Raw genomic sequence first — 11722 nt, forward strand, 5'->3', positions numbered from 1 at the left:
AGGTACGTACGGTTCGGGGGAGAGTTCTTGGAAACCTACCATAGTCAATATGGCAAGGCGCCGGGTTCTTATCCTACGCATATACGACAGAGCAAACTGAAAAGGTAAAGGTCAAACAGTATGCAAAAAAATATGGGAGCATCAAAAAAGGGATCCAAGTGCTGGCTGGCGAGTTATTGGCTTCGGCCAGGGCATAAAACCTAAAAGATCATGTTAAAAAGAGCAGTTTTTATTCTGATGGTGTGTGCGGCTACGATCGCACCGGCGGGGGAGGCCCGAGCGGCAGCCGGGTGGGCGGCGATCATCAAAGCAGCAATTTCCAGGGTGGTCAAGGCAGTGGATTTACTGATTCAAAGAAGGCAGAATGCGGTGATCAAACTCCAGAATGCGCAAAAGGCGCTGGAGAATACAATGGCCCAGTTAAAACTGGATGAAATTGCTGACTGGGTCAAAAAGCAGCGGGATTTGTACAAGGAGTATTACGATGAGCTAAAGAAAGTGAAGGCAGTGATTGCCTACTACTTTAGAATCAAACAGATCGCAGAAAAACAGGTGCTGTTCATCGATGAGTATCAAAGCACATGGGCGCTTTTTCAAAAGGACAAACACTTTACAGCTGCCGAGCTTTACTATATGCAAAAGGTCTATGAGGGGATGCTGGATGAAACGGCAAAAAATGTGGACCTGCTTACGCTGGTGGTGAAATCTTTCAGTACCCAGATGTCGGATGTCAAACGGATTGAAATTATTGACAGGGTTGCTGCTCAGGTGGATAAGATCTACGACGAGCTTAGTAGCTTCAACCGCGAGAACAAGGTGCTGAGTCTGTCCAGGGCTAACAGCAGGTTTGATGCGCAGGTAGTCAAAGCACTCTACGGAATCGAATAGTGATGAGGATTATGAAAACAATATCTATTGCAATTTTAGTGCTGCTTTGCTCAAATCTTTGCCAGGCTCAGAATTTCAGGGAGTGGTTCAGACAAAACGCCACTCAGAAAGACTATCTTATCGGGCAGATTGCCCAGCTGAAAGTTTATTTGGAGCTGACAGAGAAAGGCTACAAGATTGCCAAAGAGGGCCTGGACATCATTGGTCAGATCAAGGAGGGTGAGTTCAAGCTGCACAAGAACCGTTTTGATTCGCTGCTGATCGTGAACCCGAAGGTCGGCTCATCCTCCAGGCTTCAGCAGATCACAGAACTTCACGGCAGAGTGAACGATACCTGTGAGAAGCTGCCTTCTGAGCTAGATCAGGTGTTTAACCCCGGCCAGATGGCTTATATCGAATGGGTTTTAAAGCTGGTGTATGACGACTGTCAGTCGGTGATCAACAACCTTTTTCTGGTGATCAGAAATGGCAATCTGTCGATGAGCGATGATCAGCGTATAGAGAGGATCGAACTTGGTTTCCGGCAGATGCAGGACAATTACAGTTTTGTGAAAAGTTTCGATCAGAAAACAAAGCTGCTTGCTGCTCAGATCAGAAATGAAAACGCTGAGATCGGGTTAAGAAAAAGTATCCATTCCTTAAACTGATGCGTGTTATGAAAAAACTGCTTCTGCTGTTTTGGCTTCTGATCTCATCGGGCATGGCTCCCGCGCGAGCACAGACGGCCGAAGTCACACAGCTGATTTTGAATATTGAAAAGCTAAACGAGCTCAGAAAGATTCTGCAGGAGCTTAAAGCGGGTTATGAGATTCTTTTTAAAGGCTACAATGTGATCAAGGATTTGTCTGAGGGCAATTTTAAGTTACACGAAGCTTTCCTGGATGGACTTTTGCAGGTGAGCCCTGCGGTGAGAAACTACTCGCGGGTAAAGGATATTATCGCTTCTCAGCTTGCGCTCGCAGATGAGCTGGGCAAGGCGCGCGGAAGGCTTAGGGCTTCAGGTCAGTTCACACAGGATGAGCTTGCCTACATTGGAAAGGTATATAATCAGCTTACATCGGCGAGTCTTAAAAACCTTGATGCGCTGACAATGATTCTGACAGCGAAAAAACTCAGGGCGTCAGATGATGAGCGGCTTTCCGCGATTGATCAGCTTTATGAAGAGATTACCGATCAGCTTTCTTTTCTAAGGCATTTTAACGGCAGCGCTTCGATGCTGGCTGCACAAAGAAAGAATGCCATATCGGATACACAGATGCTGCAGGAGCTCTATGATCTGAAACGCTAAAATCACAACAAATGAAAACAAAGATTTTTACAATCACAGGATTTGTGATGCTGGCAGCGCTATGGCCGCATTTTGTCCAGGCGCAGGGTTTCTCTGAGCAGGTCAGGGGCCTGAACGGTGTACTGGACAGCTTGTACAGTGAGATGCTGCCGCTTTGCGGTAAGCTGATCAGTGTAGGCCGTGGCATAGCAGGGTTTGCAGCGATCTGGTACATCGGCTCGCGGATATGGCGCCATCTGGCCAGCGCGGAACCGATTGATTTTTACCCGCTTTTCCGCCCGTTTGTACTTGGTTTTGCGATCCTGATTTTCCCTTCTGTGATCGCGCTGCTTAACGCGGTGCTCTCTCCGACAGTCAGGGGAACGTCTGGTATGGTGCAGGATTCGGACAAAGCGATTGCGCTGCTTCTAAAAAAGAAAGAGGACGCAGTTAAGTCCTCTGCGTTCTGGGAGATGTATGTAGGCGATGATCAGAAAGGATCGCGTGAAAAGTGGCTGAAATACACCTATGGCGATGGCTACTCGGAAGGTTTTACCGACGGGATATCAAATGATATCAAGTTTTATATGGCCAAGCAGTCTTATAATTTCAGAAACTCAATCAAGGCCGCGCTCAGCGAGGTCCTAAGAGTGGTATTTGAATCGGCGGCTTTGTGTATCAATACGATCCGAACATTTCATTTGATTGTGCTGGCTGTGATAGGGCCAATCGCTTTTGGGATCGCCGTCTTTGACGGGTTTCAGCATACACTCACTGCCTGGATTGCCCGCTACATCAACATTTATCTGTGGCTTCCGGTGGCCAACATCTTCGGTGCGATCATTGGCAAGATCCAGGAAAAAATGATAGCGCTTGACATCCGTCAGGTGCAGCAGAGCGGCGATACTTTTTTCAACGCCCATGATATGGCCTACCTTATTTTTCTGATCATCGGAATAGTGGGCTATTTCTCGGTGCCCTCGGTGGCGGGCTACATTATTCAGGCGGGTGGTCAAAATACGCTACTACAGAAGGTAACGACCCTTTTTGCCAATACGGCCATGGCGAGCGCCAACTCGGCATTTCCGGCATCAGGTGGTTTTGGAAGAATGCCACAGAGGCCTCACAAAGGCCAAGCCAACAGTTAGAACCACTTAAACATAGAAAAACGCCATGTTTCAAAAAGCCAAAAACATTGATACGGCATTCAAGCATATCAGGAATTTCACTTTTGTGGCCGTGATCAGCTCCGCGATCTTTTGCTGCTTTACGGTTTTCAAAAGCTTGAAAAGCATTGAAACGGCTCAGTCCAGGGTCTATATTCTGGAGTCAGGAAAAATTCTTGAAGCTTACGCATCTGAGAGAGGGGAGAATATAGAGGTGGAAGCAAGGGATCATATCGCAAGTTTTCACAGGCTGTTTTTTACGCTTGATCCCGATGATAAAGCGATTCAGTCCGGTGTTGCCAAGGCGCTTTATCTGGCGGATGGTTCGGCGAAAAAGCAGTATGATGATCTGCGTGAATCGGGCTACTATACGGGTATCATTTCCGGAAATATCAGCCAGCAGCTTCAGATTGACAGCATCCGGGTACAGACACAGAGCTATCCCTACAGCTTTCATTGCAGCGCCCGCCAGCGGATCATCCGCCCGACCAGCATCGTTACGCGCAGACTGATCACCGAAGGATCACTTCGGACTGTATCCAGATCTGATAACAATCCACACGGATTTTTGATCGAGAAATGGATCACGGTTGAAAACAAGGATATAGGCGTTCAAAGCCGGTAAGGGGCCAAACCGAATTTATCAATCATTAAAACAAGGCAATCATGTTCTACAAATTCAATGCGCACCGCGTAGCGAAAGCTGATAGCGAAAAAGATAGCACTGCGGCCCGAAGAATCTTTCAAAAGCTAACTGCTTTACAGCGGCGCTGGGCAGGTTTGATGAGCACCGGGGCCGGAAAGCTCACATCAAAAGGACTGAAGGCGGTATGTATCATGCTGTTTTTGGCAGGCAGTGTTTTCTGCGGACGGCTGATTGTGCAAGGTCTGATGCATTCTGGCAAATCAAAAATACACGGTGGTGCTGGAGTGATCCGGAATTTTGCCGATGAAATCCAGAAGCGGCAGCGGGCCGAGTACCAGATCAAAATGTATCTGGACAGTCTGGAAAAGGCGGTGGTAGAAGATAGTTTGAATCAGTTAAACCAAATCAAAAAATAACCATGGAAACAAGAGCACATTCGGCCTTATTTGAGCAGAATAAAAAGTTTTACACCTATCTGCCGCTACTGCTACTGCCTTTTTTGACGCTGGCCTACTGGGCGGTAGGAATTAAAATGATCTACAAGAATCAGGTAGCACAAAATGAGCCTCAGGGGCTGAACACGAGCCTTCCCGATCCAAAACTTAAAGACGAGACCGCTTTCAGTAAGCTTACCTACTATAAAAAGGCGACGGATGATTCTGCCAAGATCCGCGAGCAGTTAAAGAAGGATCCTTACAGGAGCGCAGAATTGGCCAGCCGAGACGAGCTCGCAGAAGGGCTTACGATACAGGGGCTTGGGGCCCCGCAGGATCTGAAGCAGAAAGCAAAAACGGTTTCCTATAAAGGCAAAACCTACGGGCAGGGCAGACAAACAGATATCATCAGTAAACTCAAATCTCTTGATTCGGTGCTGGCACAAAGTACCCAGCCGCAGTTTGCAGAGCCGGCAGAAAGACCACTCAGCTCAGATGATTACCTTGCTAAAAAACAGTCACTGATCAGAAGCCTTGAAATCCAGCAGAACACCGCCCAGGGGGACCCCGAGCTTTTAGAGTTAAACGGTATGCTTGAAAAGATTCTTGACATTCAGCATCCTGACAGAGTTGCTCAAAGAACCAGGCAGCAAAGCGCGCAGCTCCCGTCTTTTGCGGTCACAGCCGCCGCAGACCAGACGCCGGTAGCAGACTTCGGCGCTGATTCTACCGGCGACCCGGTTTCACAGATCAGCTTTCAGGCCAACGGATTTTTTTCTTTGGATGATGCTGTTAGTGGCAGCACGGACAACGCCATCAAAGCAGTGGTGCACGAGCAGCAGACGCTGGTGACGGGTTCTAGCATCAAACTCAGACTTGCTACAGATATCTATGTACAGAGAGTGCTGATCCCCAAAGACAGTTTTGTGTACGGGACAGTGAGCGTTAACGGGGAGCGGCTTATGGTTGATATCTCTTCGATCAGACTGAATAGCTCTCTGTTTCCTGTCAGGCTGTCGGTGTATGATATGGACGGGCAGGCCGGGATTTATATACCGGGATCAATATCAAGAAATGTGGCCAAACAATCTGTCAGCCAGGATATACAAGGATTATCTGTGGGCACTCTCGACCCATCAATCGGTGCTCAGGTGGCAGGGGCAGGTATACAGGCGGCCAAGACGCTACTGGGAAGAAAAGCCAGACTTGTGCAGGTATCTGTGAAGGCGGGCTACCAGATTCTTTTAAAAGATGCTGGTCAGAAAGCGATCTGAATTTAAATCACCGTAAAACAAAATTGAAGATGATTAAAAAGAGCAAATTAAGCGGCATAGTGTGCCTGCTTTGGCTGGCTACAGCAGCCATGGCTTTAGGCCAGGACGTAGAGCTTTATGTGATTGAGCCCTTTCCGCTTCAGATCACCTATAACAAGACAGTGAACGTGATCTTTCCTTACGCGATCAAAAGTGTTGACAGGGGTAGCCGTGATATACTGGCTCAGAAGGCCAAAGGGGTTGAGAATATATTACAGCTGAAAGCGGCAGAAAAAAACATGAAACAGACGAATCTGACCGTAGTGACTGCGGATGGAAAACTGTTCTCTTTTGTGGTCGACTACACAGAGCAGCCCACGCAGTTGAATATAGAGCTGATTAAGGTTTTAGAAAACTCCAGAGGAGCAGATGCGCTTTTGGAAAAAGAGCCCAACCAGCAATATCTGAAACAGAGCGCTGAGCGCGTAGCGGCAGACAGGAACAAAATCAAAAGGATCAGTGACGGCTCGGGTAAGGTTAGGCTTTCTTTGACTGGCGTTTACATCGATAAGGAGGTGGTTTTCTACCGGCTTAGGATTGCTAACCGCTCTAATGTTTCCTACGGAATTGAGAGTTTGAGGTTTTTTATCAGCGATAAAAAGCGTGTAAAAAGAGTAGCTACCCAGCAGACAGAAGTTACCCCCTTGCATGTGCATGCTCAGACGCCAGGCATTGATGCTAGCAACGAGCACGAGATGGTGTTTGCAGTTCCCAAGTTCACAATTCCGGATGCCAAGCAGCTGACGATTCAGTTGATGGAAAAAAATGGAGGGCGTCATCTGCGCTTACAGGTGCAAAACAAGACGATTATCAAGGCCAGACCGGTGCTTTGATCAGTTGATTTTTTAAAAGATTCAAACCAGCAGGGTCATGAACGAGAAAAATTTTGAATATCTAAAAGACCAGATCAAGTTTACAGGATTCGGTCAGGATCTGGAAGCAGCGCTAAAAGCGAACCTTGCCAAAGCACAAAACGAGTTCAGGCTGTCGCATACAGCGCAGCATGGGAAAGACGAGCTAAGCTCATCGCTTCATTTTAAAAAATCTGCCCAGAGTGATATGTACTTTTTTAACAGCTACGATGCTGCGCTGAAAAAGGAAAATGCAGAGCAGGCTATCAAGCAGACCTTTTATATCAACCGGCAAGCAGGAAATATCACGCAGAAGGAAGCCTATAATCTGCTCGACGGCAGGGCTGTGAACAAAGATCTGATCAGTAAAGAGGGGGCTTTGTATAACGCCTGGGTGCAGCTTGATTTTAAGGACACTGCGCAAAACGGAAACTACAAGTTTAAGCAGTTTAGTGAAAAGTACGGTTTTGACCTGGAGAAATCAGTTGCGAAACTGCCCATCAAAGAGCTGTCTGATGTCAATGAGAAAACCAGAGTTTTGGAATCACTTGGGAAGGGTAACCGGCAGGCTGTCACCTTTCAACAGAACGTAAACGAACAAAGGGTTTTTCTTGAAGCCAACCCGCAGTTTAAGACTGTGACTGTGTATGATCAGAATAACCGCCGGCTGACAATCGACGGGCTACGGCAGTCTGAAAGGGAGGGGGCTTCCCAGAAGCAAAACGAGAAGAAAGACGCCAAACAGCAGCAGAAGGCGGATAGCGATCAGACAGCACCTAAAACCAGAAAGGGTAAAAAGGTATCTGTTTAGACAGCCCCACAAGGTATGAAGCAATGAAAGTGAATAACACTTACTGAAAGGAATCGGAATAAATCTATGCAAAACGCAGCAGCACTTTTGAAACGGTTCTTTTCTGATATCGAAAAGGACCCGCGCATTGGAATAAAGCACATCGGGCTTTATACGGCCCTGATTCTTCTTTGGGAGAATCAGGGATCAAATGGCCCGCTTGCAGCGTATTCAAGCCAGGTGATGCTGGCTGCCAAGATTTCAAGCAGCGCTACTTTCGTCAAGCTTCTGCACGAATTAGCTGAGTATAACTACATCCGTTACGAGCCTTCCTACTACAAATTCAAACAGAGCCGGATATTTCTGACCGGTATTTAAAAGTCAGTAGAAACCTTAAAGTAAAGTACTATGCAGATCGAACTGGTTACCAAGGAGGACCTGCAGCTTTTTCGTCAGCAGCTGCTAGGCGATTTAAAGTTGCTGATGAATACATCCGAACCAAAGGCCTCTGAGTGGCTGAAAAGCGCCGAAGTCAGAAAGTTTTTAAAAATTTCGGCGGGTACACTTCAAAATCTGCGGATCGCAGGCGTATTAAAGCCGGTGAAAATTGGCGGATTGCTGTATTACCGAAGCCGGGACATTGAAGATTTGTTGAACAAGAAAGCCTGATATATATGAAAACCGATATGCTTTTACGCGCATTAAGTGAGGCCTCCAAGGACGAGAGACTAAACAACTGGCATCTGGCTATCTACCAGGCTCTTATTATCATGTTTGCAAAGAACAGGTCAGAAGGTGCATTTTCAATATCACGAAGCAAGGTAATGAAGCTTTCCAGAATAAAGGCGGCTGCAACTTACCATAAGTACATTCAGGAGCTAGAGGGCATGGGATACATTCAGTATACACCATCGTATCATCCTAAGAACGGAAGTACAGTCAAGCTGATCACTGTCTGAATTTGTATCTGATTTGCTATTTAAGCATTCGGGCTACTTTACTCAAAGGAAGAAGCAGCATTGCAGGTATGCATTTTATATGCCGGTTACTTTCAGAGCTGATTTCAGTAGATGCTTTCCGTTGAAAATCAGAGATTAAATCATATCGAACGGATTCAGATTAGATGTTTGCCATTGGGTGATGGAGAAAAAGAGGGTATAACAGCTTATCTATCAGGAGCGGTATACTCGCGGTAATAAGGTGACGTAATGTATTTCATTCCATGGAAATCGGTGTCGTTTTTAGGAGAGAAGCTGATTTCAAATGAATAGGTGCTGCTTTTGCTGAATGTATCTTTTGGAAAGTTCAAAGAAATAGCAATGCTTTCTCCGGCAGGCAGATTTGGAACAGTCCCTGATCCTTCGACAAGGTGATGGCCGTTAAGCGCCTTCCATCTAAAAATTGTCCCTTCAATATTTCTAAAACTGAAGTTGTTTGTTACGGTCAGAATGCCCTTCTCTGGGGCTTTGAGCTCTGATTCAATGTGTCTGTAGATTTTCTGTAAGTTGCTTAGCACCTTTCTGTTATTGTTGGAGTTGACAGTGCTGTCACCCAGATAAGTTTCATATTTCAGAGTCAAAACACCTGGTAAATCATTGGCGCCGTAGAAAGTATTTGGATATCTTGCAAAGAACGGAATATCCTGATTTAACTTTTTTACTTTAGATCTGTCATCGCTATTTACGTAAAAAAATATAAGTGATCCGAATTTAATGTTTGGAACGTAACCGCCACTGTTGTGGTCGTCGCTGAATATATCTACGTACTCATTAAAGGATCCACTAGCAGTAGCAGTTGGCAAAAGGCTGTGTTCCATTATTGTGTAAAAACCCAGACTGTCACAAAGAGTCAGCCATGATGTATCTAACCTGTTAACTATTGCTGTGTTGGTATTAGAAGATTTGAGGGCTAATATGTCTCTTATCATTTTCTCTTTGTCGGAAAATGTACTTTTGTATCTGACAGTGTTTAGCCTGACAGGTCTGCCGTTAAGAAACGGCAAGCCGTTACGAACAGTGAATTTTGACAAGCTCTGATAAAACTCATAGTCCTGCTGATCCTTTCTATTGTCAATTATCGGCGTAATTTTACCTAAATACCAGGCAGGACTTTCAGCATTCCAAAGCACGAGTTTTCCGTGAATAAGCTCGTCAGCATGAGCAGTTAATAATTTAGGGGGTAAATCTTCTGGTTTGGCTATGCCAAAGACTTTTTTTGAAGTAAATATAATTACTGTGTCTTTATACTGTTTTCGTATAGATGCTGGATTTAGGGAAATACATACAGTTTCGTTGATGTCTTTTGCACTGTATGTTCCGGACTTCCAAATGTATCCACGGCTGTATGTTGCCAAGTCAATCACATCCTTCGCTGAATCCCAACCGCCGTGTTCCAGAACAAGGGTTGGGTTGATTATTTGAAGTTTAACATTAGCTGTATCATAAAGCTGCGCGACGGATTTATCAAATGTCGTTAACAAAATCAATCCAAGTATAAGTGTAAAAATTCTCATGTGTTGTCTGGATAAGCATACTGAAATTTCAACGCTGATATACGTTTTGTATTATACGTTGTCCTGACACAAGTGGTAGAGCTTCCGTATATTTTGCGAGTCACAATCAACGACGGACAGGTTATCAGAATCCGCATACGTTTTGGGGGTGAAATCAGTATTGTCAAAACTTTATGTTTATTCTCTTGTCTAAGCCGAATTGTGTAGTTACAGAAAACCAGGATGGTTATTGGTAGCGGGTCATTTTGCCTAAGTAGGCAAAGCTTGCTAAACCGGAAGGCAAAAGAAGAAGGATTTCACACCTTTTAGAAGCCGCTGTGGAACAGATAGGAAAGTAAATTGTGTCTCACCTAACTCATGGCAGCTACCAAGATGATACATTGATTTGAGAGGTGACGAATTGATATGCTTTTGAGCCATTCTACAAAATCTGATCGCGTCCGGCGCCTGTCTTTGGAACCGGACGTTACTGACGAAAGTAGTAGGGGACTTGCTGGAAAAATCTGAATAATGACAGTCCTATCAGGATTAGCTGTGGCTAGGTCTGCTTTGTAAAGCGTTCATAGACTGAGGTAATTGATACTTGTTTTACGCCATTTTTTGTGTACAAATACCGTTTATTGACAATAACCAGCCTGCCAGCAGGATCTACGACCACAGACTCGGGTTTTACCCATCGATAAGGATTCTCCTTCTCACCTGGTAGTACATGGAGCAACTTCCGGTCTGAGGAAAAATAGAACTGGCGCGCCGTGCCTTGCCGCACAAAAGACATTTGTAGTGAAGGATGATAATCCAGACCCGGACCACCGGCCCATTCTTCGTTTTCCACTTGAATATACTGCTCTGGCCACGCCTGACTAAATATATATGCTGTTCCGGCAGAAAGGTTACCGACATAAATGCGCACTTCTACGTCAAAATGATAGTTTTTTTCTGAAGGCAGTACATCGATCTCCTCAAACAAGTTAGTGGAAGATACACCGTCCATATTTATATCAACGGCTTCATTACTGACAGAGCTAACGATACCATATTTTCCGTGGAACTGATTTTGGAGCGTGGCAACTTTTTGAGCCTCGATAATTTCGGCATCCAATACAGCCTCATCTTTCTTGCAGCCCAATACTGCCAAAAGGAGAATAGGACAAATAAGAAGAAGTCTTTTCATGATTATGGGTTCTTGTTTGATCGAAATTTATAAAAATTATCCAACGAAAGTACAGTGGAGGTTACATAATAATTTCTTTCCGCAGCCTTCTTTATCAAATTGATCTCCGAGCCAATTTTGTACCAGTCTTTCCGCGACGAAATGCAGAGATGAGTTGATTGTACAAAACGAAGACCTTGGCCCCGGTCAGCCTATCGCCACTTGTTCTGTGTTTTATAGTCTTCCGGAAATTAAGTTCTCGGATAATTATTCCGGGTTTTGTCCTACTCAACCTTTTAGATAGTCAAGATCCTATGCTTTTTTTATTCTTTAAAAAGTTCAAGTACTCGAAAAGAGGGTCCCGAAATGGCCTTCTTAAGTATTCATTTTCTTGCTGTTGACAAATTTACTTAGGATTAAAAACGTAACCAGGAACATTATTGCCTGAATGATAAACACAGGATACAGTAGGTCGGATTCTGCATAACGATAGCTAAAACTAATCATAGATATTGGTAGGGTTATTAATAAACCTAACTCGGACCAATCTCCATGGAAGCGGTCATTGGGATAGATTGAACAGACCGAGAAGGTGCCAAATCCAACATATATTAAGGCGATATAAAATGCTAATTTTCGGTTTAGAAGATAATTCATCATAGTTGTATATCAGGCCTGTATTTCCTGTAAGTCTTGCCTCATTTC

General features: G+C 45.0%; 15 protein-coding genes. 13 read left to right on the plus strand and 2 right to left on the minus strand.

The window, feature by feature from the left end:
* The first annotated feature begins 47 nt into the window (after positions 1-47).
* The 13 genes from DSL64_RS29555 to DSL64_RS15385 all read left to right on the plus strand — a co-directional run bounded on the left by DSL64_RS29555 (position 48) and on the right by DSL64_RS15385 (position 8314).
* Positions 48-197, plus strand: coding sequence for a TraG/VirB4 family ATPase (locus DSL64_RS29555; RefSeq protein WP_374755834.1), 150 nt, complete (start codon positions 48-50; stop codon positions 195-197).
* Positions 198-210: 13 nt separating this feature from the next.
* Complete coding sequence (locus DSL64_RS15330; protein ID WP_115831799.1) at positions 211-888, plus strand: conjugal transfer protein TraI; 678 nt, start codon at positions 211-213, stop codon at positions 886-888.
* Positions 889-899: 11 nt separating this feature from the next.
* Positions 900-1535: a hypothetical protein gene (locus tag DSL64_RS15335; RefSeq protein ID WP_147300370.1), complete on the plus strand. Its 636-nt coding sequence runs from the start codon at positions 900-902 to the stop codon at positions 1533-1535.
* A gap of 8 nt (positions 1536-1543) precedes the next feature.
* Entirely contained in the window at positions 1544-2176 is a 633-nt protein-coding gene (locus DSL64_RS15340) for a TerB family tellurite resistance protein (RefSeq protein WP_115831801.1), read from the plus strand.
* Between the two features lie 11 nt (positions 2177-2187).
* Positions 2188-3303 carry a conjugative transposon protein TraJ gene (gene traJ, locus DSL64_RS15345; RefSeq protein ID WP_115831802.1) on the plus strand — a complete coding sequence of 372 codons (1116 nt, stop codon included), beginning with the start codon at positions 2188-2190 and terminating at the stop codon, positions 3301-3303.
* A gap of 25 nt (positions 3304-3328) precedes the next feature.
* Complete coding sequence (gene traK, locus DSL64_RS15350) at positions 3329-3946, plus strand: conjugative transposon protein TraK (RefSeq protein WP_115831803.1); 618 nt, start codon at positions 3329-3331, stop codon at positions 3944-3946.
* A 41-nt stretch (positions 3947-3987) separates the two neighbouring features.
* On the plus strand, positions 3988-4383 hold the full coding sequence (locus DSL64_RS15355) for a hypothetical protein (RefSeq protein ID WP_115831804.1): 396 nt from the start codon (positions 3988-3990) through the stop codon (positions 4381-4383).
* 2 nt (positions 4384-4385) lie between these two features.
* Complete coding sequence (gene traM, locus DSL64_RS15360) at positions 4386-5675, plus strand: conjugative transposon protein TraM (protein ID WP_115831805.1); 1290 nt, start codon at positions 4386-4388, stop codon at positions 5673-5675.
* Positions 5676-5704: 29 nt separating this feature from the next.
* Positions 5705-6547 carry a conjugative transposon protein TraN gene (gene traN / locus DSL64_RS15365; RefSeq protein ID WP_115831806.1) on the plus strand — a complete coding sequence of 281 codons (843 nt, stop codon included), beginning with the start codon at positions 5705-5707 and terminating at the stop codon, positions 6545-6547.
* Between the two features lie 37 nt (positions 6548-6584).
* Positions 6585-7376: a hypothetical protein gene (locus DSL64_RS15370; RefSeq protein WP_115831807.1), complete on the plus strand. Its 792-nt coding sequence runs from the start codon at positions 6585-6587 to the stop codon at positions 7374-7376.
* 66 nt (positions 7377-7442) lie between these two features.
* Entirely contained in the window at positions 7443-7733 is a 291-nt protein-coding gene (locus DSL64_RS15375; RefSeq protein WP_115831808.1) for a hypothetical protein, read from the plus strand.
* Between the two features lie 30 nt (positions 7734-7763).
* Positions 7764-8024 carry a helix-turn-helix domain-containing protein gene (locus DSL64_RS15380; protein ID WP_115831809.1) on the plus strand — a complete coding sequence of 87 codons (261 nt, stop codon included), beginning with the start codon at positions 7764-7766 and terminating at the stop codon, positions 8022-8024.
* Positions 8025-8029: 5 nt separating this feature from the next.
* Positions 8030-8314, plus strand: coding sequence for a hypothetical protein (locus tag DSL64_RS15385; RefSeq protein WP_115831810.1), 285 nt, complete (start codon positions 8030-8032; stop codon positions 8312-8314).
* Positions 8315-8520: 206 nt separating this feature from the next.
* Here DSL64_RS15385 and DSL64_RS15390 read toward each other — a convergent pair whose 3' ends face one another.
* On the minus strand, positions 8521-9867 hold the full coding sequence (locus tag DSL64_RS15390; protein ID WP_115831811.1) for a beta-galactosidase domain 4-containing protein: 1347 nt from the start codon (positions 9865-9867) through the stop codon (positions 8521-8523).
* Positions 9868-10405: 538 nt separating this feature from the next.
* The gene (locus tag DSL64_RS15395) at positions 10406-11038 is read right to left on the minus strand and encodes a hypothetical protein (protein ID WP_115831812.1); all 633 of its coding nucleotides are present in this window, start codon (positions 11036-11038) and stop codon (positions 10406-10408) included.
* Positions 11039-11722 lie beyond the last annotated feature (684 nt).

This window comes from Dyadobacter luteus, assembly GCF_003383615.1.
Classification (GTDB): domain Bacteria; phylum Bacteroidota; class Bacteroidia; order Cytophagales; family Spirosomataceae; genus Dyadobacter; species Dyadobacter luteus.